Origin of the sequence: Nonomuraea sp. H19 (genome assembly GCF_052068215.1) — a bacterium.
GTDB lineage: Bacteria > Actinomycetota > Actinomycetes > Streptosporangiales > Streptosporangiaceae > Nonomuraea.
Genome location: NZ_JBQHCV010000005.1, coordinates 40,125 through 64,246, shown reverse-complemented (window position 1 = coordinate 64,246; position 24,122 = coordinate 40,125). Strand labels below are relative to the sequence as shown.

The window sequence follows — 24,122 nt, the reverse complement described above, 5'->3', positions numbered from 1 at the left end:
GCCACCCGCTCCCGCCCCTGCACCGCCCGATGGGGACCGGTGCGGGTGGCGGGCTGACGATCCGCCGTGTGTCAGGCGGCTCCGGCGTCCCGGACGGCGTAGTACCAGTTGCGATCACTCGCGCCGGTCAAGATGTGCCCGGTCGCCGGGAACAGCGGCGCCGGCAGGCTGTGCGGAGCGAACCAGCGCCAGGAGCGGAACACGTGCGGCTCCGTCACCACCGGTGCCGTCGCCCCCAGCGTCATGGTCACCGCCGCGCTCACCCGCACCACGCCTCCGGGATGATCCAGCACGACGGCGGCGACCTGGGGCGGTCCCGCGTCGTGGATGCCGGTCTCCTCACGCAGCTCTCGGACGGCCGCCGCCTCGAAGCTCTCGCCCGGCTCCACGGCCCCGCCCGGCAGGCACCACGACGGCTCCTCCCCGGCCTTCACCCGCTCGCCGAGCAGGATCTGCCCGTCCTGCGCGGTCAGCACGACACCCACACCGATGATCCGATCCGCGGACACCGCGAACTCCTTTCCCACAGCCCTGTAATGGATCCGGAATCCCGGACATGGGGTGAGTATTAACCACCCACACAAGGAGACCGGATGGGAGTCAATCCCGAAGGCCGGTTCGAGGAGATCTACAGCTCTTCGTACGGACCGCTGCTCGGGTACGCGTTGCGCCGGTGCCTGGATCCGGACGACGCTGCCGACGTGGTGGCCGAGACGTTCGTGATCGCCTGGCGCCGCATCGAAGACGTCCCCCAGGGCGACGAGGCGAAGTTATGGCTGTTCGGCGTGGCCAGGAAGGTGCTGGCCAACCACCGGCGCGGCGAGCGCCGCCACGAGCAGCGCACCGTGGCCCTGCGCGCGCAGCTGGCCACCACGCCGCTGGTCGCGGAGCCGTCGCCCGCCGAGGACCTGTCGCAGCTGAGCCGGGTCTTCCGCGCGCTGTCCGATGACGACAGGGAGCTGCTCTCCCTGGTCGCCTGGGAGAAGCTGGACACCGCCCAGATCGCCAGAACGCTCGGCATCTCCCGAAACGCCGCCCGGGTCAGGCTCTACCGCGCCCGCAAGCGCTTCGCCCGCGGCCTCGCGGAGGCCGGGATCGAGGCCCCACATGCCGTCGCCATCGAAGGGAGTGTCCTGTGAACATCGCCGATCTCGCGCGGGTGCGCGACGAGGACCTGGTCAAGGAGCCGGTGGGGCAGGCGTCCGGCGCGGGGGCGCGGGCGCTGATGGAGTCCATCATGTCCGAGGAACGCGAGCCGGCGCGCCGCCGCTTCAAGGTGCGGCGGGGACTCGGGCTCGCCGTGCTGGCCACGGGGCTGGCCGTGGCCCTCGTCCTCGGGCTGCCCTTGGGCGGCCCGGTCACCCAGTTCGCCAACGCCGCCGTCTCGGTCGAGGCCGGCGACAACTACCTCAATGTCACGATCACCGACCCCGAAGCCGACGTCGCGATGTTCACCGAGGCCTTCCGCGCCGTCGGATTGAACGCCGAGGTGAAGAAGGTCCCGGTGGCGCCGGAGGACGTGGGCGCGCTGATCGGCCCCGCCACCCCCGGCGACTTCCCGCCCGGCACCGGCGTGACCCGCTCCTCCCGGCAGGAGAGCTGCGCCTCCGCCCGGTGCACCAAGATCTCCATGCCCATCCACTACACGGGGAGAGTCATCTTCGGCATCGGACGGCCCGCCGCGCCCGGCGAGCGCTACGCCGAGTCGGTTCAGATCCATCCGGTGAACGGCGGCGACTACGACCCCCGCGGCAAGACGGTCGCCGAGGTCAGGGCCGAGATGGAGAAGCGCGGACTGAAGAAGATCGAATACGTGGCGATGTGGTCGCACCCGGACGGCACCGGCTCGGGCTACGACGTCGACGCCGTCCACATCAAGGACGACTGGATCGTCGGCGCGGCGATGAAGACCGCGTCCGACGCCGTCCAGGTCACCGTCGAGCTCGGGCCCGACGTGCCCAGGGACTCGCTGCCCAAGTCCTCCGCTCCGCAACCGCGCCTCTGGTGGGAGGACTGACCGCTTGCTCTCTGTGGCCTGCGTCGAGGATGCTGTCGTCAGCTTCGCCTGACGCGGCCCGAGCGCCGGCGGAAATGAGTTCCAGGCAACTGGTCACAGCCAGGTCACGTCTCGATTGCGACCCCTTGACGCAGGTAGAGGGCTATCCGTACCTTCGGACAAACATTTAGGAAACTTTCCTAATTCCTCTTCGGGAGCCCCCATGACCCACCCGAGCGAGATCACGCGGCGCCAGTTGCTCCGCCGCATCGGCATGACCGCGTTCGTCGCCGGCCCCGGTGCCGGCCTGCTGAGCGCCTGCGCCACCGCCGGAACGGGCGGCGATCCCACGGCCGCGCCCGCCACCACGATCGCCGCCTCGGCGGATCCCAAGAACCCGTTCGGCGTCGATGCCAAGAAGCCGCTCGAAGTGGTCATCTTCAGCGGCGGGTACGGCGACGCGTACGCCAAGGACCTGCACGAGGAGCTCTACAAGAAGGCGTTCCCCGGCGTAACGATCAAGCACAACGCCACTCAGCAGATCGGCACCCAGCTCCGCCCGCGCTTCGTCGGCGGCGACGCGCCCGATGTGCTCAACAACTCCGGACCCGAGGCGCTGGACCTCGTCCCGCTGGCCGCCGAGGGCCACCTGGCCGACCTGACCGCGCTGTTCGACGCGCCCTCGGTGGACGACCCGGCCAAGAAGGTACGCGACACGATCACGCCGGCCGTGCTCGACAACGCCAAGATCGACGGTAAGGACCTGGTGCTGAACTACACCGTGTCCCACCGCGCGCTCTGGTACAACGCCCAGCTGTTCGAGTCCAAGGGGTGGGCGCTGCCGAAGACCTGGGCCGAGTTCACGGCCCTGGGGGAGACGGCGAAGAAGGAGGGCATCCTGCTCTTCGCGTACCCCGGCCAGAAGGGCCCGTACTACCAGCTCTGGAACGTCCTCTACACCGCTGCCAAGATCGGCGGGAACCAGGCCCTCATCGACATCGACAACCTGGTGGACAACGCCTGGAACGCCGAGGCCATGAAGCAGGCGGTCGCGGCGTGGGTGGACATCCAGGCGAAATATGGCGACAAAGCGTACTTCGGCCTCGACCACACGCAGACCCAGATCAAGCACCTGCAGAACAAGGTGCTGTTCTACCCCGTCGGGTCCTGGATCGAGAACGAGATGGCCAAGGACAAGCCGCTGGACTTCCAATACGCCATCGCCCCCATTCCCGACGTCACCGCGGCCGACAAGATGCCGTACGGCGCCATCCAGGTCGGCGTCGGCGAGAACTTCGTCGTCGCGGCCAAGGGCAAGAACCCGCAGGGCGGGCTCGAATATCTGCGACTCATGCTGTCCAAGGAAGGCGCGAAGGGCTTCACCGAGAAGACCAAGAACCTCACCGTGGTGAACGGCGCCGCCGAAGGGGTCGACCTGCCCGCCGGCCTGGTCAGCGCGGCCAAGGCGCAGGACGCGGCGGGCCAGAACATCATCACCGACGCCCGCTTCGAGGGCTGGTACAAGGAGCTCTTCGACTACGGCACCCAGCAGATCAACGTGGTCATGGCCGGGCGGATCACTCCGGAGAAATTCTGCGCCAACATGCAGAAGAAGGCCGACGACATCAAGAAGGACGACTCGATCGCGAAGCAGACGCGGAGCCAGTAGCACATGGAGCGGTTGCGCAAATACGGCTTCGTGGCGGGATTCCTCGTCGTCCCAGTCGTGCTCTATTCGGTCTTCGTCATCAGCCCTTATGTCCAGGCGTTCCAGCTGTCCCTGACGAACTGGAACGGATACAGCTCGATCGTGCGCTACGTGGGGCTGGACAATTTCGGCCGGTTGTTCTCGGACGAGGTCTTCTGGCAGGCCCTGCGCAACCACGGATCCATCCTGCTCGTGCTGCCGATCGTGACCATCGTCATCGCCCTGTTCCTGTCGTTCCTGCTGAACCTGGGCGGCGGCACGCGCGGCGCGGGCATGAGAGGCGTCTGGGGGTCGAAGTTCTACCGGGTGGTGTTCTTCTTCCCCCAGGTTCTCGCCGTGGCCGTGGTCGGGGTGCTGTTCCAGGCGATTTACCGGCCCGACGGGGACGGCGTCATCAATGGCGCGCTCGCCCGGCTCGGCATCGACCCGGTCGGCTGGCTGATCGAGCCGGAACTGGCCCTGTGGTCCGTCGTCGCGGTGATGGTCTGGCAGGGGGTGGGCTTCTACGTCGTGCTGTTCTCGGCGGGCATGGCCGCCATCCCCAAGGACTATTTCGAGGCGGCCGCGCTGGACGGGGCGGGACGCCTGCGGCTGTTCTTCTCGATAACGCTGCCGCTGCTGCGCGACACCATCCAGGTCGGCTGGGTCTATCTGGGGATCGCGGCCTTCGACGGGTTCGCGCTCATCCAGGTGCTGGCCGGCGACAAGGGCGAGCCCGACGGGGCCACGACCATTCTTCCCGTCACCGTTTACAAGACCGCCTTCTCCTACCAGAAGGTCGGGTACGCGTCCGCGATGGGCGTGGCGCTGTTTTTCCTTACCGTGACGTTCGCCGTACTGACCTTGCGGACGACCAGGCGTGAGAAGGTTGAGCTCTAGATATGTCCTCGCGTGACGCCGGAAAGCCGCGCCCTGGGGTGCTCAACGGGCTCTCGCACGTGGCGCTGGCCATTTGGGCGCTGCTGATCATACTGCCGCTGCTGTGGACGTTCCTGGCCTCGTTCAAGACCAACACCGAGATCTTCGGCGACCCGTTGCAGCTCCCGGGCGCGCTGCGGCTCGACGCGTGGGGCCGGGCGTGGGACAAGGCGCACGTCGGCCAGTACATGCTCAACACGGTCATCGTCGTCTTCTTCGGCACGGCGGGCACGATGCTGTTCGGGTCGATGGCGGCGTACGTGCTGGCGCGCTATCAGTTCATCGGCAATAAGGTGATTTATTACTACTTTGTGGCCGGTTTGGCGTTTCCGGTCTTCCTGGCCCTGGGACCGCTCTTCTTCGTCGTCAAGCAGTTCGGCCTGCTGAACTCCCATATCGGGCTGGTCCTGGTCTATATCGCATATTCTCTTCCGTTCACTATCTTCTTCTTGGCGGCATTTTTCCGGACATTGCCGGAAGCTATCGCCGAAGCCGCCAAGATCGACGGCGCCTCGCACACCCGGACGTTCTTCCAGATCATGGTCCCCATGGCCAAGCCCGGACTGATCAGCATCACCATCTTCAACGTGCTGGGCCAGTGGAACCAGTATCTGCTGCCGCTGGTCCTCCTGGCCGGCGACCCGGACAAATGGGTCCTCACTCAGGGCATTGCCAAAATCTCCACTTTGGCGGGATATGAGGCGGACTGGCCGGGCCTGTTCGCCGCCCTGAGCATAACCATCCTTCCCGTAATGGTCGTCTACATCATTTTCCAGCGGCAGATCCAGTCGGGGCTCGGCACGGGCGCGCTGAAGTAATGTTGCTCCATGGATGTCGAGAGCAAGCTCAAGGACCTGCCCGAATGGCGGCGCGAGGGCGACGAGATCCGGCGTACGGTCACCGCGCCCGACTTCCCCACGGCCATCCGCATCGTCGACGAGATCGCGGTCAAGGCGGAGGAGCTCAACCACCACCCCGACATCGACATCCGCTGGCGCACGCTCAACCTGGCGCTCACCACCCACGACCAGGGCGGCCTCACCGATCTCGACTTCACGCTGGCCGCCATCATCGACGACATCGCCACGCGTCACGGGGCGTGACCGGCGGCCGAGCCGCATGAAAGACATCCCGTCGAAGACGGAGCGTAGTCACTCGCTCACTCGTTAGAGTGGTGTCCTCTCGAAGCCCGCCTGTCGTCAGGGCTCGAACTATGGGGGTTCTCATGCGCGTGCCCGCAATGCTGCTCGTCCCGCTCGCCGCCGGCACGGTGGCCTGCGCCGGTCCGCCCGCCCCGCTCCAGAAGGCCCCGGGCCCCAGCGAGCGCGGCACTGCTCAGAACGGACAGGTCTCGCTGTCCGCCGCCGGTGACTTCAGCGACACCGACACCTCGGCCATCGCCTATGACCGCAAGCTCGTCCCGAAAGGGGCCCAGGCCAGCGTCACCGTCGAGTCGTCCGGCGGTCACACCCGCACCTCCCTCGTGGTCGAGGGCCTGCTGCCCAACCGCCGCTACGGCGCCCACCTCCACGTCAAGCCATGTGGCCGCAAGCCCAACGACTCCGGCCCCCACTATCAGCACCAGCCAGGCAAGATCAATGCGGCCAGCGAGGTCTGGCTCGACGTCACGACCGACGGCGAGGGCGCCGGTCACTCCACGGCCCGCAACAACTGGGCGCTCGACCCCGACAACCTGCCGGGCTCGCTCGCGCTCCACTCCAAGTCCACCGTGACCAGCGGCCCGCAGGCCGGTCAGGCGGGTGACAGGGTCGCCTGCCTGACCTTGCGGTGAGCGAAGATCCGCATGGCATACTTACACAATTACATAGCGGAGGTATGAAGCGAGTGATCAGCAGCCGCCAGTGGCAACCCCCCCGATTACGGCTTTTCGAAGACGTCCACCGCCGGGCCACCTGGCTGGAGCTACTCTACGACCTCGTCTTCGTCGTGGCGGTCGCGGAGCTGGCCGGCGTGCTCGCCGGGGGCACGGATCTCGGCAGGATCCTCACCTTCGTAGGCCTGTTCGTGCCGGTCTGGTGGGCCTGGGCGGGATATGTCTTCTACGCCAACCGGTTCGACACCGACGACACCAGCCACCGGCTCCTCGCGTTGCCGCAGATCCTTGCCGTCGCGACCATGGCGGCGAGCGTGGGCGACATCGACCAGCGTTCCGGACTTTTCGCCGTTTCTTATGCGGTGGCGCGAGTGCTGCTCATCGTGGCCTACGTCCGAGCCGGCCGCCACGTACCCGAGGCCAGGGCACTGGCTGCCCGCTACGCCGCCGGCTTCACCGTCGCGGTGCTCATCTGGCTGGTCTCGCTCGCCGTGGACCCGCCGCAGCGCTACGCGTTCTGGGCCGTCGCCCTTCTGATCGACCTCGCCACGCCCTTCCTGGCCAGGCGCTACCAGGGCAAGCTGCCGCCGCAGAGCGAGCACCTGCCGGAACGCTTCGGCCTCTTCGTGGTGATCGTCCTCGGCGAGGTCATCGCCGCGGTCGTCGTCGGGTTGAAGGGCCACGACGTCACGCCCGGTGCGCTGCTGATCGCCCTCGTCGGGGTGGCGATCGCGATGGGCTTCTGGTGGCTGTACTTCGGCCACATCGACGAGTCCGTCGTGCTCCGTACCCAATGGGCCGGACAGGTGTGGGTCTACTCGCACCTGCCGCTCTCCGTGGGCCTGGTGGCGTTCGGGATCGGGATCGAGCACGCGATCGTGCATCCGTCCGGCACGAGCTGGTCCGTCGGGGTGCCCGCCGCGCTGGTGCTGGCCGTGCTCGGCGTGCAGCACCTGTGCTCGCGCGACCGCCGCGCGGGCGGCATCCGCCTGGCCGCGGCCGTGCTCACGCTCGCCGCCTCCGCGCTGCCGGTGGTGGCGGCGCTACCGATCATCCTGTTGTTCGCGGTGGCGCAGGTGGCATACGACCTGTCCCGCCCCGTTGCCGAAGGTGCCGCATGACGACCAAGGACGTGTTCGACCGCCAGCTCGCCGCCATCGCCGGCCAGGACCTGGAGGCCCTCCTCGCCCAATACCACGACGACGCCACTGTCGTCCGCCTCGACCGCGTCGCCAGGGGCCCCGCTGAGATCAGGGAGCTGTTCACCGCCTACTTCTCGGCGAAGCCCCAGGTCGACGAGATCGTCTCGGTCCAGACGACCGACGATGTGATCTTCTACAACGCGCTGATGACCATCGGGGGCAACCGCGTCACCACGTACGGCACCCTGGTGGTCAGGGACGGCAGGATCTGGCGCCAGACCGCCGCCGCGCTCCCGGTCAGCTGAACTCGGACGCCATGGGTTCCACGGCGCCACACCGCCTCGAGAAGGAACGTTTTGGTCGCCGAACCGCCCAGGTGGCGTGCGGGGTGGTGGTTGATGATGGCGTTCGCGGCGTTCCATTTCCGCTGGTAGGAGTCGGGGACCGCCTCGACCGGGATGTCCGGACCGACCCTCCAGGCGTCCTCGCCTACCTCGGTCCGGATGCGCCGGGCGGCTGAGGTGAGGGCGCCGTTGCCCTACCCGAAGACGGCCGGCGGTGGAACGGGGGCCAGGACCGCGTCGCCGTCCTTGATGGGGTGCGCTCCGGCGATGAAGTTCGTCAGCGCCTCCCCGTGCACGCACCGAGCCTGCGTCAGGCCGCCGGCCGCTCTCCGGGTGAGCAGATCCACCGGCAGGTCCGTACGCGAGGCCGCCACGATCAGGTTGCCGAAGCGGCGTCCCCGCATGACACCCGGCTCGGCCAGCAGCGCGACGTGGCGGAACGTGCCGGTGACCGTGGCCAGCAGGCGCCGGGCGAAGGTCAGGCCCTTGCCGTCCGCCAGGTTGATCAACAGCGTCCCGTCAGGGCGCAGGACCCGGGCGAGGTCGCCCATGTATTCGGCGGTGGCCAGTTCCACCGGCATCGTCGCCCCTGTGAACGCGTCGAGGACCACCAGGTCCGCCGAGGCGTCCCACACCTTCGCGGTGCCGTCGCGGCCGCCCTCGACGATGACCTTCAGCCGGGGGACCGAACGGAGCTCCAGCTGCTCCCGTACCAGATTGACCAGCAGGCCGTCGGGCTCGATCACGATGTGCCGGGAGCCGGGGCGGGTGGCGGCGATGTAGCGCGGGACGGTGCAGGCGCCGCCGCCCACGTGTAGACAGCTCAAGGCGCCCTCGTGGAGAACGTCGATTACGTCCGCCATGAGACGTACGTACTCGAATTCCAGGAATGTGGGGTCTTTCAGATCCACGTAGGACTGCGGTACGCCATCCTTGGACAGCACCCAGCCGTCCTGCCTGTCCAGATCCCGGAGGAGCTCGACCTCGCCGAACGTCACCGGATACAGGCCAGGCATCGGTTCCCGCTGTCCACGTGTCACGCTGATCCCCTCCTGGGAGAAACCGTATGCGACGGAGAAGGCTGATTGTGCTCGTTATCGCGGTTGTCGCGATAGTCGGGGCGGGCGCATTCGCGGTGGTGGCATCCAACCGGGTCAAAGGGAGCGCGTCCAAGACCGCGGCCGCCTACTTCGAGGCGTGGCGCAAAGGGAACGTCGACGGCATGGCGCGGCTGGTGTATCAGCCGCCCGCCGACTACACCGCCCGGCATCGCGCGCTGTCCGAGGAGTTGCACGTCGAGTCCATCCAGCTGACTCCGGGGCCGTTGAAGAGCACAGGGGACGGCAGCGCAGAGGTGCCGTTCGCGGGGGTGCGCCGGCTCGCCGAGTTCGGGGCGTGGCCGTTCGACGGCATCTTGCGGCTGGGCGTACGCGACCGGGCCTGGAAGGTCTTGTGGGCGCCGGAGACGCTGCACCCGCTCCTCAAGGACGGCGGCAGGCTGGAGCTGGACGAGATCGACGTGTCCGCGGCCGAGCTGGTCACCAGCGAGGGGGAGAAGATCCCCAACGACAGTTACGCGGAGGCGTACCTCAACCCGCTCAAGCCCGAGTTCGAGCAGGTCGGCTTCGGCTGGCAGCTGGTGCTGAAGACGCCGGGGCAGCCGGACCGGTCGCTGCTGACCAAGCAGCCCGAGGCGAACGTCGAGCGCACCACCCTGTCGCGTCCCGTCCAGGCCGCGGCCGCCAGAGCGCTGGACGGCATCGAGGACTCCACGATCGTCGTCATCCGGCCGAGCACCGGTGAGATCCTCGGGCTGGCCGACCGCCTGGAGGACAACTACAGCGCCGTGCGCGACGTCTTCCCGCCGGGCTCCGTCTTCAAGACGATCAGCGCGGCGGCGCTGCTCAAGAAAGGGCTCGATCCGTCGGCCCAGGTAGCGTGCCCCGCCACGTACACCATCCCGGGCTTTCGGACCATCCCCAACGACGGCGAGGTGGATCGCGGCCTCGTGAGTTTCACCGACGCGTTCGCCCACTCCTGCAACACGACGTTCGTCGAGCAGGCCACCACCCTGCTGAGCTCGGAGGAACTGGTGGAGACGGCGGCCGAGTGGGGATTCGGCCGGCCGATCATGACGGGCATCGGCGGGACGTGCGGCACCGTGCCGGAGACCGACGACATGGACCTGCTCGCGGAGAACGCGATCGGCCAGGGCGAGGTCGTCACCAGTCCCCTGTGCATGGCCGCGCTCGCCGCCGCCGTGCAGAGCGGCACCTGGCGCTCGCCCCGGCTGCTGTCGAAGGCGCAGGTACGCCGCATCGACGGCGAGCCGGTTCCGGACGTGCAGCTGGATGAGAGGATCGTGGCCGCGCTCAGGAACATGATGACCGCTGTCGTCGACCACGGTACGGCGAGCGAGGCGGGGCTCCCGGAGGGGGTGGCGGGCAAGACCGGCACGGCGGAGGTGGGGGAGGGCGTCACGCCGCACGGCTGGTTCCTCGGATACCGCGATGACCTGGCGTTCTGCGTGTTCGTGCGGAACGGAGGCTCGGGGCGCTCGGCCGCGGTGCCGGCAGCGGTCCGCTTCCTCAATGGCCTGTAACCTACGGTACCGAAACTTACGGTACCGTAGGTTTTATGACGACCATTACCGTCAAGCCGCGGCTGCGAGGCTGGTTGCACACAGGAGCGCTCCCCGTGACGCTGGTCGCGGGGTTCGTGCTCGTGGCGCTCGGCCCGACCCTGCAGGCCCGTCTGGCTTCCGTCATTTACGCGATCACGTCGGCTCTGTTGTTCGGCATCTCGGCCACCTATCACCGGAGCGCGCTCGGCCCCCGGCTGGCGGAGTTCCTGCGCAGGTTCGACCACGCCAACATCTATTTGATCATCGCCGGGACGTACACGCCTTTCGCCCTGCTGGCCCTGGAAGGGGTGGCCCGGGTCGTGGTCCTCTCCATCATCTGGGGCGGCGCGCTGGCGGGGGTGCTGTTCCGGGTGTTCTGGATGAACGCGCCGCGCTGGCTCTACACCGTCCTCTACCTGGCGCTGGGCTGGACCGCGATCTTCGTCATGCCGCAGCTCCTGGCGGGCGCGGGCGTGGCCGCCGTGGTGCTGGTGGCCGTCGGCGGCGTGTTCTACTCGGCCGGTGCGATCGTGTACGGGCTGCGCCGCCCCGACCCCTCACCCCGCTGGTTCGGCTTCCACGAGGTGTTCCACGCGTTCACCATCGCGGCCTACCTGGTCCAGTACATCGCGGTGTCGATCGTCGTCTATTCGCACACCTGAGGTTGAAGAACTCCGCTTGTTGGGTAGATGTACCGTAAATTTTACGCATGTGTCGGCGTTCCTCCGGAGGAACGTGCGGCCTGTCTACCCACAGTGGAGCGACATGGACGTACACACCCGCCTTGCTCGCCACCTGCTCGTCGACGGCTACCGCCTCGTGCTGGACCTGGAGCTCAGCCACGGCTCGTGGCTCGTCGACGCCCGTAACGGCCGCCGTTACCTGGACTTCTACACGTTCTTCGCCTCCGCCCCGCTGGGCGTGAATCCGCCCTTCGATCCCGATTTCGTGCAGTTGCTCGGTCAGGTCGCCCGTAACAAGCCGGCCAATCCCGACATGTATACCGAGCACCTGGCCGACTTCGTCGACGCCTTCGCCCGCGTGCTCGGCGATCCGGAGTTGCCGCACCTGTTCTTCGTCGAGGGCGGCGCCCTGGCCGTCGAGAACGCCCTCAAGACCGCCTTCGACTGGAAGAGCCGCCGCAACGAGGCCGCGGGCCGCTCCCGTGACCTCGGCACCAAGGTGCTGCACCTGACGAGGGCCTTCCACGGCCGCAGCGGCTACACCATGAGCCTGACCAACACCGAGCCGGGCAAGACCGACCGCTTCCCCAGGTTCGACTGGCCGCGGATCGACGTGCCCGCCATCCACTTCGGCGACGTCGAGGCGGCCGAGGAGCGCGCGCTGGCCCAGGCGCGGGAGGCGTTCGAGGGCAACCCGCACGACATCGCCTGCTTCATCGCCGAGCCCATCCAGGGGGAGGGCGGCGACAACCACATGCGGCCCGAGTTCCTCCAAGCCATGCAGCGCATGTGCCACGAGTACGACGCGCTGTTCATCCTCGACGAGGTCCAGACGGGCGGCGGGACGACCGGGACGCCCTGGGCGTACCAGCAGCTCGGGCTGGCTCCCGATGTGGTGGCGTTCGCGAAGAAGGTCCAGGTGGGCGGGATCATGGCGGGCCGCAGGGTCGAGCTGGTGCCCGACAACGTCTTCCAGCTGAGCGGCCGGATCAACTCGACCTGGGGCGGTGGCCTGGTGGACATGGTCCGCAGCCGCGGCATCCTGGAGATCATCGAACGCGACGGCCTCATCCAGCGCGCCGGCACGCTCGGCAACGAGCTCCTCGAACGCCTCACGAAGCTGGAAGCCGAACGCCCCGACGCGGTGTCCTCGGTGCGCGGCCGGGGCCTGATGTGCGCCTTCGACCTGCCCGACCAGGCCGCCCGCGACGCCCTGGTGACCAGGCTCAGGGAAGACCACGGCGTCCTGGTGCTGCCCTGCGGCCCTCGCTCCGTACGCCTGCGCCCGGCGCTCAACATCACGGAGGGCGACCTCGACCACGGCCTGCGCGCGCTGTCGGCGGCACTCACCGCGACATTCGATGGGGCCCTCACTGGGTGACGCTGGTGGCGCTGCGGCGCGGCCCGATGTAGCGCCAGAAGAAGTTGATCAGCACGCTGAGCCGGTTTCGCCCGCCCAGCAGGTACGACACGTGCACGAAGATCCACACCAGCCATGCCGGCCAGCCGCGCATGGTCCACCCGTTGGGCAACTGCAACACGGCTTCCGCCTTGCCCACGGTCGCCATGATGCCCGGATCGCGATACGCGAACGGCCGCACCGGGCGCCCCTGAGCCGCCTGCAGGATCTGCCTGCCCACGTGCTCGCCCATCTGGATCGCCGGCTGGGCGAGCTGGGGCAGCGGCCTGGGCGGCCCGGCCAGGTCGCCGGCCACGAAGATGTCGGGATGCTGGGAGACGTTGAGCGCCTCGGTGACCGTGATCCTGCCGCCCTTGCCCTGCGGCAACCCCCATTCCGCGACCTGCTCCGGCGCGGCCACGCCGAGGGCCCACACGGTCACGTCGCTCGCCAGCCGCGTGCCGTCCTCAAGCACCACCGCGTCCGGCTCCACGGCCGCCACCGTGGCTCCCAGCTTCAGTTGGACGCCTCTCTTGCGCAGCGCGGCCGCCGCCGCGTCCCGCAACCGCGGCTTGTAAGGCGCCAGCACGAAGTCGAAGCGCTCGACCAGGGTCACGCTCGTCTGCTCGGGACGGATCTCGGGATGCGTCAGCGGCAGCGTACGCCGCCGCAGCTCGGCCAGCGTGCCCGCGATCTCCACCCCGGTCGAGCCCGCGCCGACCACCACGACGTTCGTACTCTCGCGCCGGCCCGTCGCCGTGTCCTCCAGGTCCTGCTGGAGCCGCCGCCGCAGCACCGCCGCGTCTTTGAGCGAGTAGATCGGCAGCCCGTTCTCCGGCGCGCCCGGCACGTTGAGCCAGTTGGTGGTGACGCCGGTGGCCAGCACCAGGTAGTCGTAGTCCAGCGCGCCGCCGTCCGCGAACTCCACGCGCCGCTTGTCGGGCAGCACCTTGCTCAGCGCCGCGCGGCGGGTCCGCACGTTCGGCCACTTGGCGGCGAACGTCCGGGTCGGGTAAGAGACGTCGGCCGTGCCCATCCCGGCCGTGGCCACCTGGTAGAGGAGAGGCTGGAAGGTCGCGTACGGGTTGCGGTCGACGAGCGTCACCAGCGCCCCGCCCTTGGCCAGCATCCGCGTCGCGGCCAGCCCGGCGAAGCCCGCTCCGACCACGACGACCCGCGTTCTCCGCACCATGAGAGCTCCTTGCCCGGGAACATCGCCACCGACTCCTCTGACACCGCCGGCGCCGGTTAAACCCCAGCCCCGCGTTCGACCGGGGCCGCGGCGGCTCCTGGCGGGCGGCTACTTGCGGTGGGACAGCCAGAGGCCGATGGCGGTGACGCGCGAGGTCACGCCGAGCTTGGCGTAGATGCGATTGACGTGGTTCTTCACCGTCTTCTCGCTCAGGAACAGCCGTTGCGCGATCTGGCCGTTGGACTGGCCTGTCGCGATCAGGTCCATGACCTCGGCCTCGCGTTTGCTCAAGGACGTGAACACGCTATCGAACGCTGCGTCGTCGACTCTCATCCGGCCTCCGGGGCGCGAAGACGGTCAGATCGCCGAGGCCCCCGTGCTTCCGGCGTTAGCGGTAGACAGTGAGCATAACTCGCATTGTCGTGATTTGGGGGCATTGCCGGGAGAAAACGACAACGGCCGGTCCTGAGGACCGGCCGTTCGCTTGGGGTGAGTGAAGGGACTTGAACCCTCGACATCCAGGACCACAACCTGGCGCTCTACCAGCTGAGCTACACCCACCATGGCCGCCCGCCGTGTGGCGGCACAGGAAAAGTGTAGCGGGGTTTCGGAGTCTTTACGCCACTCCTTTAGCCGCTGACACGCTCGGCGAGCGATCTCGCGGTCACGGAATCGGGTCCCGGCTGCTCCACGAAGATCGCCGCGCGGTAGTAACGCAGCTCCCTGATGCTCTCCGTGATGTCGGCCAGAGCCCGGTGCCCGCCCTGCTTTTCCGGCGCGGCGAAGTAGACCCGCGGATACCAGCGGCGGACCAGCTCCTTGATCGATGAGACGTCGATCATCCGGTAGTGCAGATAGGCGTCGACCACGGGCATGTCACGGGAGATGAACGTGCGGTCGGTGCCTATCGAGTTACCGCACAGCGGCGCCTTCTTCGGCTCGGGAATGTGGCGGCGGATGTAGTCGAGCACAAGCGACTCCGCCTCCCCCAGCGTCACGCCCCCCGCCAGCTCGGGCAGCAGCCCGGAGGAGGTGTGCATCTCGCGGACCACGTCCGACATCTGCTCCAGCGACTCCGGCGGCGGTTTGATGACCACGTCGACGCCCTCGTCCAGCTGATTGAGCTCGCTGTCGGTGATGACGCACGCCACCTCGACGAGCGCGTCGCGCCCGAGGTCGAGTCCGGTCATCTCGCAGTCGATCCAGACCAGCAAGTCACTCATACGATCTCCTCGCCCAGCGGCTCGGAGCAATCCGCCCGCTTGTTACCCCACCAGCCTAGTGCCACCGCTTACGCGGGCTTGAGTGCGCCGATCACCTTGCCGACCACGTCGGTCCCCAGATTGTCGGGAACGGAGACGTACAGGATGGCCGGGTTCTCACCCGAGCCGCGATCCATGAGGACGATCGCGCCATTCTCCTTTTTCCACTTGTAGCCCTTCTCCTCCGAAATCTTGGTGAAGTCGAGCTCGAACTGCAGCACCCAGGCGTCCCGGTCGCCGATCTTCATCGCCTTGTCCTGCACGACCTTGCTCTCGTGTTCGAGCGCGTAGTACTTGCTGGAGAAGTCCACGAAGACGGCCTTCGCCGTGTCACCGAGGCCCGAGGCGCCGGAGTACGGATAGAGCTCGTTGAGCACTCCCGTGTAGACGTTGCCGATCCAGTCGGACTGGCCGTCGTATTTCTGCTGCGAGACGGCCTGCACCGCGCCGGTCCACAGCTGCTGGGTCGGGGTCGGGTTCGTGCCGTTGACGTCGGTGAACTTGGGCACCGTCCAGTCGTCGGGCACCTGGAAGGAGATCCCGGCCCGCGGGTCGGTGACGCGGTCGCCGACCGGCTGGGGCATCTCGGTGCCCTGGGGCGGCGGCTCGCTGGACGGCGGATCGTTGGACGGGGGCTCGTTGGTGGGCGGCTCCTGCGTCTCGGAGGTCCTCTCCGGCGTCGGGAGGGCGGCGTCGTTGCTCCGGTTGACGAAGAAGATCCCCGCGACCGCGATCAGCGCGAGCACCACCAGCGCCGCCAGCCCGCCGAACACCCAGGGCAGTGGGTTGCCCTGCTTCGGCGGCGGGCCGTAGCCGGGACCAGATGGCTGCGGCGCGCCCCACTGCGGCTGGGTGGGCGGTGCGGGCCGGCCGTAACCGGACTGACCGGGCGCGGGCTGGCCGTAACCGGACTGACCAGGTGCGGGCTGGCCGTAACCGGACTGGTCGGGCGTGGGCTGGCCGTAGGCCGACTGGCCCTGGGTCGGCTGGCCGTACTGGAGCGTGGGGTTCGCCGGCGTCGCCGACCAGTTGGGCTGCGACTGCGACTGCGGCTGCGGCCCGGAGGCCGGCTGCTGGTGGAGCTGCGGCCCGGAGGCCGGCTGCTGGTGGGGCTGCGACGGCCCCTGCTCCTGCACGTGGGTGGCATCGGTCCACTGATTGCCGTCCCACCAGCGGAGCCGGGGCTCGCCGTACGGGTCCGGATACCAGCCCGCGGGGGTCTGCGTGGTCATGTGCGCCAGATTAGTAAGAACCGCTTTGATATGCATTGCCGGGCAGGGATCAACACTTGTACGTGAAGCTGGCCTTGTCCGTCCGCACCGGTCCGGGGGTCAGGATGCGCAGCGTGGCGGTGGCCTTGACGTTGCTCTTTCCCTGTAGCGACCACCTCAGCGGCAACGCGTACGACGTCTGATCGGACGTCGTACGCAGCGTCCCCTTGACGACCTCCTTGTCCAGGTTCTTGCGCCATTCGAAGGCGATCTCGCCGGGCGCGCCGTTCGTGACGACCGTGCCGGTGATCAGGACCGTGCTGTCGCAGCCGTAGGACTTCTTCGACGCGACCACGTCGATCGACTTGACCGCGAGGTCCGGGGCGTCGCCCAGCTTGAACCAGGCGAGGAGCGCGCCCGCCATGACGGCCGCGAACACCGCCGTGGCCCAGATCGTACGGAACCGCCGCGCCCGCGACGCCCTGGGCCTGACTCCCGGGCTGTGCGCGGTGGACACGTCGCCGCGGCCGGACCGCCAGATCCGCTCCGCCGTGGTCTCCTGCCGCTGCACCTGCGTGCCGACCCCGGGCCCGAACTGCACCGGCCCCGAGGCGCGGCCGGGGACGTGCAGCAGTGTGACGATGTCGCCCTCGTCCTTGGGCAGGACGGGCGGCTGCGCGTACGGGGCCGGTTGCGCGAACGCCGACCTCCCGCGCGCAGCCCGCGCCAGCCCGTCGCGGCTGATCGCGCCACCGGGCAGCGCCGCCTGCTCGCCGATCAGCGTGCTGCGCGCGGCGGTCAGGCCAAGTGTGCCCGCCGTGGCCGCGACGCGTTCGAACAGCTCGGCCGCCCGTGGGGCGCCCGGCCCCAAGGAGGCGGCCAGCCCGCGCGCCAGCGACGCCCAGCCGGCCGCGTCCCGTTCCGGCGGGGAGACCTGACCGCGGATGGCGTCGGCCAGGCCGCGCTCCGACAGCAGCGCGGCGCCCTCGGCGGTGACGACCACGGTGCGGGGGTGCACGGAGCCGTGCGTGACCCCGGCGGCGTGCAGCGCGATCAGCGTCTGGGCGGTCTCCACCAGCGCGGAGGCCGCGCCGGCCGGATCGATCGGCCCGGCGGCGAGCAGGTCGCCCAGCGTGGGGCTGACCGCCTGCGCTGTCAGCAGCCACACCTGTTCGCCGGCCGCGACCACGTCCGCCACCGGGATCAGCCCGGCCATCCCGCCCAGCACCAGCCGCTGGTCGGTCATGACCGTGTTCACCACGCGGTCGCGCACGCCGGGCAGGCCGACGATCTTCGGGTCGAACAGCAGCGCCCCGGCCCTGCGGCCGTCGGGCGAGATCGCGTCGATCCAGTTGCCGAGCTCGGTCATCCAGGTGTGCTCGGTGAGCCGGAACCCGGCGATACCGGGTGCAGGATTGTTCATCGCCGTCGCCCCCCGGCGTGCACTAGCGCTTCCTTCTATGGCGGCCCGCCATACGGCGTTTCACCGCAAGTGTGACGGGAACCGCGCCGGACGTCATCAGGCCGAACACGATCAACGCGCTCGGCGCCATGCCCGCGCTGTCGACCCGCGGCTCGACCGTGGGCTCCCGTGTCGGCTCGGTCCCGGTGTCCGTCGGCGTCGTGGGGACCTCGGAGGGCCGGGTCGGCGGCGGCGTGGGAGTCGGGGTCGGGGCCGGTGGGGACGAGGCGGGGCGGGTGCCCTCAGGCGAGTTGACCTTGCCGCTCAACTCGGGCTCGGCCGACGGCGTCGGGGTGGGCTTGCTGGTCTTGGAAGGCGTCTTGACCCGGGTCGGCGTGGGCTTGGGCGTCGGCGTCTTCGTGCTCTTGGGGGGCTTGGTGGTCGCCGGCACGACAGGCGGCGGCGCCTGGCTCGTCGTGGCCGCCGGTGTCTCCTCCGGCGCGGTCTGCTCCGGCGTGGTCTCCTCGGGCGCGGGAGACGGCGCCTCCTCGGTCTCGGTCGGCTCAACCGTCGACGGGTCGGTGCTCGGCGTGACCTTGGTGGTCTGCGCCTGCAGCACCGGCTCCTCCGCGGACGCGTTGGCGACGATCACGGCCGCGCCGATCAGCACGCCGGCGGCCACCGCCCCGAGGGCGATCTTCGTGGGCAGCATGCGCAGAATGCCGGACGGCTCGTCGAAGCGGGTCTCGGCGAGCGAGGTCTGCGTCTCCGCCGGCTCGTGGGGCGCGCTCGGGAAGAGCAGGACCAGCAGGCCGGCGAGGGCGGCCAGGCGGCGGCGCCCGCGTTCCTCCCAGTCGTGGCCGTACCCCTCGGCGGCGACGGCCTCCAACTCGGTCAGGAACGCCTCCGCCGACGGCGGCCGCTCCACGGGGTCCTTGGCCAGACCGCGCTCGACCAGGCCGCGCAGCGCCGTGGGCACCTCCTCCACGGGGGGCGGCGTGCTCTGGTGCTGGTGGGCCAGCGCGGCCATGTTCGGCGCCCGATAGGGGCGCGTGCCGGTGAGGCACTCGAAGAACACCACGGTGGCCGCGTACACGTCGGTCGCCGGTCCCGCGGGCGCGCCCGACCACTGCTCGGGCGCCATGTACGGCGGGGTGCCCGCCGCGCTCACGTCCTCGCCCGCCCGGACCGCGATGCCGAAGTCCACGAGCTTGCTGGTGCCGTCGCCCTGGACCATGACGTTCTCGGGCTTGAAGTCGCGGTGTACGACCCCGATCGCGTGCGCGGAGGCCAGGCCCTGGAGCGAGCCCTTGAGGACCGTCAGCGCGGCCTCAGGCCCCGTGGGGCCCTCTGACCTGAGGATCTCGCGCAGCGAGACCCCGTTGATCAGCTCCATGATGATCGCGGCGCCCTGGCCGGACTCCATGTAGTCGATCAGCCGGGCGTGGTGCGCGCTCTGGAGCGTGCCCAGCAGCCTGGCCTCATGCCGGAATCGGGCGACGAACCCCATGTCGGTTTTCAGTTCGTCGCTGAGATATTTGATGGCTACCTCGACGCCGTCGTGGTCGCGGGTAGCGAGCACGACGCGACCGGAGGCTCCCGAGCCAAGCTCGCGAACCTCGGTGTAGCCGGGGACCCCCCAATGGCCCTCGCCGTACATACGGTCTCCTCTGGAGTTTCTGGGCCCCCACCCTCACCAAACGGTCCGTAGCTTAACCAGAGGGAACCGCTTTCCCGCTACTGATATCGCAATAAGTCTGAATTGTGAGATCAGCCGATTGGGTCCGGTGTTTCTGACTTATCGGTTTCCGGTGTGTCGGGTTTCGGTGTCTTCGTGGGCACCTCTTCGGACGGGCACTCGGCGGTGCTGCCGCCTGCGCTGTCGGCGCCGCCGCCCGCCGCCGGTGACGTGGCGGCCGTCACGGTCCACTTCGCGCCGCAGGGCAGCTTGACGGGGAGACTCACGGTCCGCGTGTACGAGGTCTCGCCGGACAGGGTGACGGACTCCGTGCCGCCGCCCTCGCCGCCGACCGAGAACGCCACGTTCAGCCGTACCGGCTGGGTGTTCGACGTCGTCACCTGAACCGTCGCCACGAGCCCGCCCTCACCCACGCCGGCCCTGAGAATCGACACCCGCTGGACCTGCGGCGGGCACGGGACCGAGGTGCGCGCGGTGGCCGTCCGGCCGCCCGCGGTCACCTTCACCGAGAGCGTCGAGCCGCAGGGGCGCGACCTGAAGGCGTGGGTGAGCGTACGGGCGTAGGAGGTCTGGCCGGACAGGGTCGCCGTGCGGGTGGCCACGGGGTCGCCGTTCACGGCGAACTGCGCCTGCACCGGGATCTCGCCGGTGCCGCTCGCCGTCACCCTGATCCTGGCCTGGGCGGCACGGGCGGGCGCGGCGGGCAGGTCGAGGCTGACGCGCAGTCCGGTCACCCGGGTCGGGCAGGGCGGCACGGACACCGAGGCGGACCTGGCGCCGCCGGGGGCCGCGGGGGAGGTGGTGACGGTCAGCGTGACTGTCCTGCCGCACGGGCGCTCGCCCATCGACCAGGTCAGCGTGCGGGTGTAGGTAGTGGCGCCGCTCAGGCTCAGGCGCTGGACGCGGCCGTCCGCGCCGGGGGCCGTCCAGGCCGCGGTGGCGGTGACGGCGGCGGTGCCGCCGGCGCGCACGGTGATCGTGCTGCTGGCGACCCCGTCCTCATCGACGGTGGGCGCGCCCACGCTCACCCCGAGCACCGACGTGACCGGCGAAGGTGTCGGAGTCGGCGTCGGAGTCGGCGTAGGGGTCGGTGTCGGTGTCGGCGTTGGGGTTGGTGTGGGGGTTGGTGTCGGCGTGGGAGTGGGGCTCGGAGTCCTGGTCGGCGTGGGGGTCGGTGTCGGCGTCCGGGTCCTCGTGGGGGTCAAGGTCGGTGTCGGTGTCGGTGTCGGTGTGGGTGTCCGGGTCCCTGTGGGCGTGGAAGTGGGCGTGGCGGTGGGCGTGGCGGTGGGTGTCGGCGCGGGGCTTGTGGTCGTCGAGCCGGTGGGGCTCTCCTCGGGCGGCAGCACGACCTCGGCCGATTCCTCGGGGCCGGGCTCAGGCGTGCTCTCCGTACTCGCCTCTGGGGTGTTCTCAGGGGTCGCCGGCGGGAGCGAGGCGACCTCCGGAGTGATCTGGGTCGGCGGCACGGCCGCGGCCGCGCCGATCGGCCCCCCGGGCGGTTGTTCCCTGTTGGCCAGCACGACCACCACCGTCGCCACGGTCACCGCCGCGGCCAGCGCGCCGCTCATGGCCACGCGGGTGGCGTTCGAGCGCAGCCCGCGGAACACCGTCCTGGCCAGCGACGTGCTGACCTCGGGCGCGGGCGTCTGCGGACTGGGCAGCAGCAGCGCCAGCAGGACCACGAGTGCGGCCAGGCGCCGTTTGCCCCGCTCCTCCCAGTCCTCGCCGTACGCCGCCCTGGCCGTGGCCTCCAGCTCGGCCACGAACGCGAGCGCGCCCACCGGCCGCAGCGCCGGGTCCTTGGCCAGCCCGCGACTGATCAGCTCGCGTACCGGCTCCGGCGCGTCGTGGATCGGCACCGGGGCGTGAACGTGCTGGTAGCCCAGCACGCTGGGCTCGGTCGAACGGTACGGGCGGTGCCCGGTCAGGCACTCGAAGAAGACCACCGTGGCCGCGTACACGTCGGTGGCCGGCGAGGCGGGCTGCCCCGCCCACAGCTCGGGCGCCATGTAGGGAGGCGTGCCCTCCGGGTGCGCGATCGTGCCCTGCCGCACGGCGATGCCGAAGTCGACGAGCTTGCTGATCCCGTCGTCCCTGACGATCACGTTCTCCGGCTTGTAGTCCCGGTGCACCAGGCCGAGCGCGTGCGCCCTGGCCAGGCCGAGCAGCGAGCCCTTGAGCACGACCAGCGCCGCCTCCGGCTCGGTCGCGCCGTGCTCGCGCAGCAGCGCCCGCAGGGACACGCCGTTGACCAGCTCCATGACGATGGCCGCGCCGCCGACGTCTTGGATGTACTCCCACATCGTGGCGATGTTCGGGTTGCGGAGCGTGGTCAGCAGCCGGGCCTCGGACCGGAACCTGGCCAGCGCGGCCGGATCACGCAGCAGCCCCTCGGACAGGTACTTGATGGCGACCTGCACGCCGGTCTCGTTGTGCACGGCTAGCACGACCCGGCCGCTGGCGCCCGCGCCGAGCTGCTTGATCGCCGTGTATCCGGGAGCGCTCCACTCCATATGCCTCTCCCATCAGGAGTTGGCCCACCTGATGAGACGTGTGATCAAGGAGTCCGGTTTGCCAGGTGGTCGTGATTTATAGAACTACTCCCGATAGAGAATGTGAACAGGGGTATCGATACCTTCTGGGAGCATCGGATCCGGCTCGGGTTCGCCCCACGTCGTGACGAGGGGCAGCACTCCCGCCCACACCGGCAGCGCGTAGTCCTCCTCCTCGTCCACCGGCGCGCCACGCCGGATCTTGACCGACGCCTCCTCCAGTGACAGCGCCAGCACGGCCGTGGCGGCCAGCTCCTTGCGTGACGGCGGCCTGGCGTAGTCCCACTGGCCCGGCGCGAGCCGTTCGGTCACGGCACGCAATCCCGTCAGCCGCTCGTCGTGGCCGGTCACCAGCCTGGCCGGGCCGTAGATGATCGCCGAACGGTAGTTGACGGAATGGTGGAAGACCGAGCGGGCCAGCACGATGCCGTCCAGATGGGTGACCGTGACGCACACGTCCCCGCTGGCTGCCGCGCGCAGCGACGTGGCGCCGGTGGAGCCGTGCAGGTAGAGGGTGTCGCCGACGCGGCCGTAGCCTGTCGGCACCACCATGGGGCAGCCGTCCACGACGACGCCCAGGTGGCAGATCAGGCCGGTGTCGAGCACCTCGTACAGGTCGTTCCGGTCGGCGCTGCCGCGCTCCTTCGAGCGTCCGAGCGTGGTGCGGGGTGTGGCGGAGAGCATGATTCGACCGTAGCCACGAAGTGGACCTATCCTGTAGGGCCACTATTGTCCCCTTCGTAGAGACCACTTCCGTGCGCGTCCATGTTGACCTGCCGGTTTCCCTGTCGCGGGAGGCCGACGTGCCACTCACCGCGCAGCTCGCCGACTGGCTGCGGCGCGCCATGCTGGACGGGACGCTGGCTCCCGGCGAGCGGCTGCCGTCCACGCGGGCCCTGGCGGCCCAGCTGGCCGTGAGCCGGACCGTCGTCACGGAGGCGTACCAGCAGCTGTACGCCGAGGGGTGGCTGGACGGGCGGCACGGCTCCGGCACGTTCGTGGCCGACATGGAGGCGCCCACGCCGCCCGGCGAGAGCCGCCCGTACGTCCCCGCCCGGCCCGAGCGCGCGGCCGGCCTGATCGACCTGACGGCCGGCCGCCCCTGGGTACGCGACTACGACCAGGCGGCCTGGAAACGCGCCTGGCGCAAGGCCGCCGACCTGCCGCCCGGCGACTCGCCCGACCCGTACGGCCTGCCGCGCCTCAGAGAGCTGCTCGCCGACCACCTGCGCCGGGCCAGGGGCATGGCCGTCGGCCCGGAGAACATCCTGGTCACCAGGGGCACCGGCAACGGGCTCGACCTGTGCGCGCTCGCCCTGCTCGGCGCCGGTGCCCGGGCCGGCGTCGAGGACCCTGGCTACCACGTGGCGCGGACGGTGTTCGCGGCCAGGGGCACCGAGGTCGTGCCGTGCCCCGTGGACGAGGACGGCGTGATCGTGGACAGGCTCCCCGGCGACCTGCGGGTGCTCTATACGACGCCCGCGCACCAGTACCCGCTGGGCGGCCGGTTGCCGATCCCGCGCCGGGAGCGGCTGCTGGCCTGGGCCAGGAGCACCGGCGCGACGATCGTGGAGGACGACTACGACGCCGAGTTCCGCTACGACGTCGCCCCGCTGCCCGCCCTCTACGGCCTCGACCCGTCGCGGGTGGTGCTCCTGGGGACGCTCTCCAAGACCCTCTCACCCGACGTCGGCGTCGGCTGGCTGGTCGGCGAACCCGAGCTGGTTGCCAGAATCGCCGGCCTGCGCAACGCCATGGGCGACCGCACCAGCGGGCCCGTCCAGCAGGCCGTGATCGCCCTGCTGGAGCGGGGCGACCTCGACCGGCACCTGCGGAGGATGCGCCTGGAGTACGCGCGCCGCCGCGCCGCCGTGGTCGAGCTCCTCGCGCCCGTCTGCCGGCTGCACGGCGACACGGCGGGGCTGCACGTGCTGGCCGAACTGCCCGCGGCCGCGGTGCCCGCCGTGGTCGAGCGGGCCAGGGAACGCGGCGTCCTGCTGGACTCGACCGAACGCCACCACCACGGCCGGGCGCGGCTGCACGGGCTGGTGATCGGGTACGGCTCGGCTCCGCTGGCGGACGTCAGACGCGGCTGCCGCATCCTGGCCGAGCTGATCGCAGCCGCCCACGCACCACCGCCCCCCGGGCACTGAGCCG

Annotated in this window: 23 protein-coding genes and 1 tRNA gene; 13 read left to right on the top strand and 11 right to left on the bottom strand. The window is 69.7% G+C overall.

Annotated elements, in window-relative coordinates:
- Positions 1–71 precede the first annotated feature (71 nt).
- Entirely contained in the window at positions 72–509 is a 438-nt protein-coding gene (locus ACTMTI_RS12020; RefSeq protein ID WP_441120346.1) for a nucleotide triphosphate diphosphatase NUDT15, read from the bottom strand.
- 84 nt (positions 510–593) lie between these two features.
- Between ACTMTI_RS12020 and ACTMTI_RS12015 the strand changes: the two genes are divergently transcribed.
- The 9 genes from ACTMTI_RS12015 to ACTMTI_RS11975 all read left to right on the top strand — a co-directional run bounded on the left by ACTMTI_RS12015 (position 594) and on the right by ACTMTI_RS11975 (position 7,903).
- Positions 594–1,139 (top strand): RNA polymerase sigma factor, encoded by a 546-nt coding sequence (locus ACTMTI_RS12015; RefSeq protein ID WP_441120345.1) that lies wholly within the window; start codon positions 594–596, stop codon positions 1,137–1,139.
- Positions 1,136–2,017, top strand: coding sequence for a hypothetical protein (locus ACTMTI_RS12010; RefSeq protein ID WP_441120344.1), 882 nt, complete (start codon positions 1,136–1,138; stop codon positions 2,015–2,017). Before ACTMTI_RS12015 ends, ACTMTI_RS12010 begins: the two co-directional genes overlap by 4 nt.
- Before the next feature lie 202 nt (positions 2,018–2,219).
- Positions 2,220–3,665, top strand: coding sequence for an N-acetylglucosamine/diacetylchitobiose ABC transporter substrate-binding protein (gene ngcE / locus ACTMTI_RS12005; RefSeq protein WP_441120343.1), 1,446 nt, complete (start codon positions 2,220–2,222; stop codon positions 3,663–3,665).
- A gap of 3 nt (positions 3,666–3,668) precedes the next feature.
- Complete coding sequence (locus ACTMTI_RS12000; protein ID WP_441120342.1) at positions 3,669–4,583, top strand: carbohydrate ABC transporter permease; 915 nt, start codon at positions 3,669–3,671, stop codon at positions 4,581–4,583.
- Positions 4,584–4,585: 2 nt separating this feature from the next.
- Positions 4,586–5,440: a carbohydrate ABC transporter permease gene (locus tag ACTMTI_RS11995; RefSeq protein ID WP_441120341.1), complete on the top strand. Its 855-nt coding sequence runs from the start codon at positions 4,586–4,588 to the stop codon at positions 5,438–5,440.
- A 9-nt stretch (positions 5,441–5,449) separates the two neighbouring features.
- Complete coding sequence (locus tag ACTMTI_RS11990; RefSeq protein WP_441120340.1) at positions 5,450–5,725, top strand: 4a-hydroxytetrahydrobiopterin dehydratase; 276 nt, start codon at positions 5,450–5,452, stop codon at positions 5,723–5,725.
- Positions 5,726–5,847: 122 nt separating this feature from the next.
- Positions 5,848–6,414 carry a superoxide dismutase family protein gene (locus tag ACTMTI_RS11985; RefSeq protein WP_441120339.1) on the top strand — a complete coding sequence of 189 codons (567 nt, stop codon included), beginning with the start codon at positions 5,848–5,850 and terminating at the stop codon, positions 6,412–6,414.
- A 44-nt stretch (positions 6,415–6,458) separates the two neighbouring features.
- Positions 6,459–7,577, top strand: a complete 1,119-nt coding sequence (locus ACTMTI_RS11980; protein WP_441120338.1) for a low temperature requirement protein A — start codon at positions 6,459–6,461, stop codon at positions 7,575–7,577.
- Entirely contained in the window at positions 7,574–7,903 is a 330-nt protein-coding gene (locus ACTMTI_RS11975; RefSeq protein ID WP_441120337.1) for a nuclear transport factor 2 family protein, read from the top strand. Before ACTMTI_RS11980 ends, ACTMTI_RS11975 begins: the two co-directional genes overlap by 4 nt.
- Before the next feature lie 233 nt (positions 7,904–8,136).
- Here ACTMTI_RS11975 and ACTMTI_RS11970 read toward each other — a convergent pair whose 3' ends face one another.
- Entirely contained in the window at positions 8,137–8,982 is an 846-nt protein-coding gene (locus tag ACTMTI_RS11970) for a spermidine synthase (protein ID WP_441120336.1), read from the bottom strand.
- Between the two features lie 47 nt (positions 8,983–9,029).
- Between ACTMTI_RS11970 and ACTMTI_RS11965 the strand changes: the two genes are divergently transcribed.
- The 3 genes from ACTMTI_RS11965 (at position 9,030) to lat (ending at position 12,629) form a co-directional block, all read left to right on the top strand.
- Entirely contained in the window at positions 9,030–10,544 is a 1,515-nt protein-coding gene (locus tag ACTMTI_RS11965) for a penicillin-binding transpeptidase domain-containing protein (protein ID WP_441120335.1), read from the top strand.
- Between the two features lie 35 nt (positions 10,545–10,579).
- Positions 10,580–11,227 carry a PAQR family membrane homeostasis protein TrhA gene (trhA, locus tag ACTMTI_RS11960; protein ID WP_441120334.1) on the top strand — a complete coding sequence of 216 codons (648 nt, stop codon included), beginning with the start codon at positions 10,580–10,582 and terminating at the stop codon, positions 11,225–11,227.
- Between the two features lie 103 nt (positions 11,228–11,330).
- Positions 11,331–12,629, top strand: coding sequence for an L-lysine 6-transaminase (gene lat / locus ACTMTI_RS11955; RefSeq protein WP_441120333.1), 1,299 nt, complete (start codon positions 11,331–11,333; stop codon positions 12,627–12,629).
- Here the strand turns inward: lat and ACTMTI_RS11950 are convergent.
- The 9 genes from ACTMTI_RS11950 to ACTMTI_RS11910 form a co-directional block, all read right to left on the bottom strand.
- Complete coding sequence (locus ACTMTI_RS11950) at positions 12,619–13,839, bottom strand: NAD(P)/FAD-dependent oxidoreductase (protein ID WP_441120332.1); 1,221 nt, start codon at positions 13,837–13,839, stop codon at positions 12,619–12,621. The two genes, lat and ACTMTI_RS11950, sit on opposite strands and share 11 nt — an antisense overlap.
- Positions 13,840–13,947: 108 nt before the next feature.
- Positions 13,948–14,130, bottom strand: coding sequence for a helix-turn-helix domain-containing protein (locus ACTMTI_RS11945; RefSeq protein WP_441120331.1), 183 nt, complete (start codon positions 14,128–14,130; stop codon positions 13,948–13,950).
- Positions 14,131–14,324: 194 nt separating this feature from the next.
- Positions 14,325–14,400: transfer RNA gene (locus ACTMTI_RS11940), tRNA-His, on the bottom strand.
- A 68-nt stretch (positions 14,401–14,468) separates the two neighbouring features.
- On the bottom strand, positions 14,469–15,062 hold the full coding sequence (orn, locus tag ACTMTI_RS11935; protein ID WP_441120330.1) for an oligoribonuclease: 594 nt from the start codon (positions 15,060–15,062) through the stop codon (positions 14,469–14,471).
- A 68-nt stretch (positions 15,063–15,130) separates the two neighbouring features.
- Positions 15,131–16,333, bottom strand: coding sequence for a DUF2510 domain-containing protein (locus tag ACTMTI_RS11930; protein WP_441120329.1), 1,203 nt, complete (start codon positions 16,331–16,333; stop codon positions 15,131–15,133).
- A gap of 49 nt (positions 16,334–16,382) precedes the next feature.
- On the bottom strand, positions 16,383–17,735 hold the full coding sequence (locus ACTMTI_RS11925) for a hypothetical protein (RefSeq protein WP_441120328.1): 1,353 nt from the start codon (positions 17,733–17,735) through the stop codon (positions 16,383–16,385).
- Positions 17,736–17,757: 22 nt separating this feature from the next.
- The gene (locus ACTMTI_RS11920; RefSeq protein WP_441120327.1) at positions 17,758–19,374 is read right to left on the bottom strand and encodes a protein kinase domain-containing protein; all 1,617 of its coding nucleotides are present in this window, start codon (positions 19,372–19,374) and stop codon (positions 17,758–17,760) included.
- A 110-nt stretch (positions 19,375–19,484) separates the two neighbouring features.
- A complete protein-coding gene (locus ACTMTI_RS11915) occupies positions 19,485–21,926 on the bottom strand; it encodes a protein kinase domain-containing protein (protein WP_441120326.1) in 2,442 nt (813 codons plus the stop codon).
- An 84-nt stretch (positions 21,927–22,010) separates the two neighbouring features.
- On the bottom strand, positions 22,011–22,649 hold the full coding sequence (locus ACTMTI_RS11910) for a pyridoxamine 5'-phosphate oxidase family protein (protein ID WP_441120325.1): 639 nt from the start codon (positions 22,647–22,649) through the stop codon (positions 22,011–22,013).
- 71 nt (positions 22,650–22,720) lie between these two features.
- Here ACTMTI_RS11910 and pdxR point away from each other — a divergent pair, with 71 nt between their 5' ends.
- Positions 22,721–24,118, top strand: a complete 1,398-nt coding sequence (gene pdxR / locus ACTMTI_RS11905) for a MocR-like pyridoxine biosynthesis transcription factor PdxR (protein WP_441120324.1) — start codon at positions 22,721–22,723, stop codon at positions 24,116–24,118.
- Positions 24,119–24,122 lie beyond the last annotated feature (4 nt).

What these genes read in the sequence shown, in the direction of transcription:
- ACTMTI_RS12015 (WP_441120345.1), top strand. Translation starts at nt 594, where the DNA reads ATGGGAGTCAATCCCGAAGGCCGGTTCGAGGAGATCTACAGCTCTTCG.
- ngcE (WP_441120343.1), top strand. Translation starts at nt 2,220, where the DNA reads ATGACCCACCCGAGCGAGATCACGCGGCGCCAGTTGCTCCGCCGCATC.
- ACTMTI_RS12000 (WP_441120342.1), top strand. Translation starts at nt 3,669, where the DNA reads ATGGAGCGGTTGCGCAAATACGGCTTCGTGGCGGGATTCCTCGTCGTC.
- ACTMTI_RS11995 (WP_441120341.1), top strand. Translation starts at nt 4,586, where the DNA reads ATGTCCTCGCGTGACGCCGGAAAGCCGCGCCCTGGGGTGCTCAACGGG.
- ACTMTI_RS11990 (WP_441120340.1), top strand. Translation starts at nt 5,450, where the DNA reads ATGGATGTCGAGAGCAAGCTCAAGGACCTGCCCGAATGGCGGCGCGAG.
- ACTMTI_RS11985 (WP_441120339.1), top strand. Translation starts at nt 5,848, where the DNA reads ATGCGCGTGCCCGCAATGCTGCTCGTCCCGCTCGCCGCCGGCACGGTG.
- ACTMTI_RS11980 (WP_441120338.1), top strand. Translation starts at nt 6,459, where the DNA reads ATGAAGCGAGTGATCAGCAGCCGCCAGTGGCAACCCCCCCGATTACGG.
- ACTMTI_RS11975 (WP_441120337.1), top strand. Translation starts at nt 7,574, where the DNA reads ATGACGACCAAGGACGTGTTCGACCGCCAGCTCGCCGCCATCGCCGGC.
- trhA (WP_441120334.1), top strand. Translation starts at nt 10,580, where the DNA reads ATGACGACCATTACCGTCAAGCCGCGGCTGCGAGGCTGGTTGCACACA.
- lat (WP_441120333.1), top strand. Translation starts at nt 11,331, where the DNA reads ATGGACGTACACACCCGCCTTGCTCGCCACCTGCTCGTCGACGGCTAC.
- ACTMTI_RS11950 (WP_441120332.1), bottom strand. Translation starts at nt 13,839, where the DNA reads ATGGTGCGGAGAACGCGGGTCGTCGTGGTCGGAGCGGGCTTCGCCGGG.
- orn (WP_441120330.1), bottom strand. Translation starts at nt 15,062, where the DNA reads ATGAGTGACTTGCTGGTCTGGATCGACTGCGAGATGACCGGACTCGAC.
- ACTMTI_RS11930 (WP_441120329.1), bottom strand. Translation starts at nt 16,333, where the DNA reads ATGACCACGCAGACCCCCGCGGGCTGGTATCCGGACCCGTACGGCGAG.
- ACTMTI_RS11925 (WP_441120328.1), bottom strand. Translation starts at nt 17,735, where the DNA reads ATGAACAATCCTGCACCCGGTATCGCCGGGTTCCGGCTCACCGAGCAC.
- ACTMTI_RS11920 (WP_441120327.1), bottom strand. Translation starts at nt 19,374, where the DNA reads ATGTACGGCGAGGGCCATTGGGGGGTCCCCGGCTACACCGAGGTTCGC.
- ACTMTI_RS11915 (WP_441120326.1), bottom strand. Translation starts at nt 21,926, where the DNA reads ATGGAGTGGAGCGCTCCCGGATACACGGCGATCAAGCAGCTCGGCGCG.
- ACTMTI_RS11910 (WP_441120325.1), bottom strand. Translation starts at nt 22,649, where the DNA reads ATGCTCTCCGCCACACCCCGCACCACGCTCGGACGCTCGAAGGAGCGC.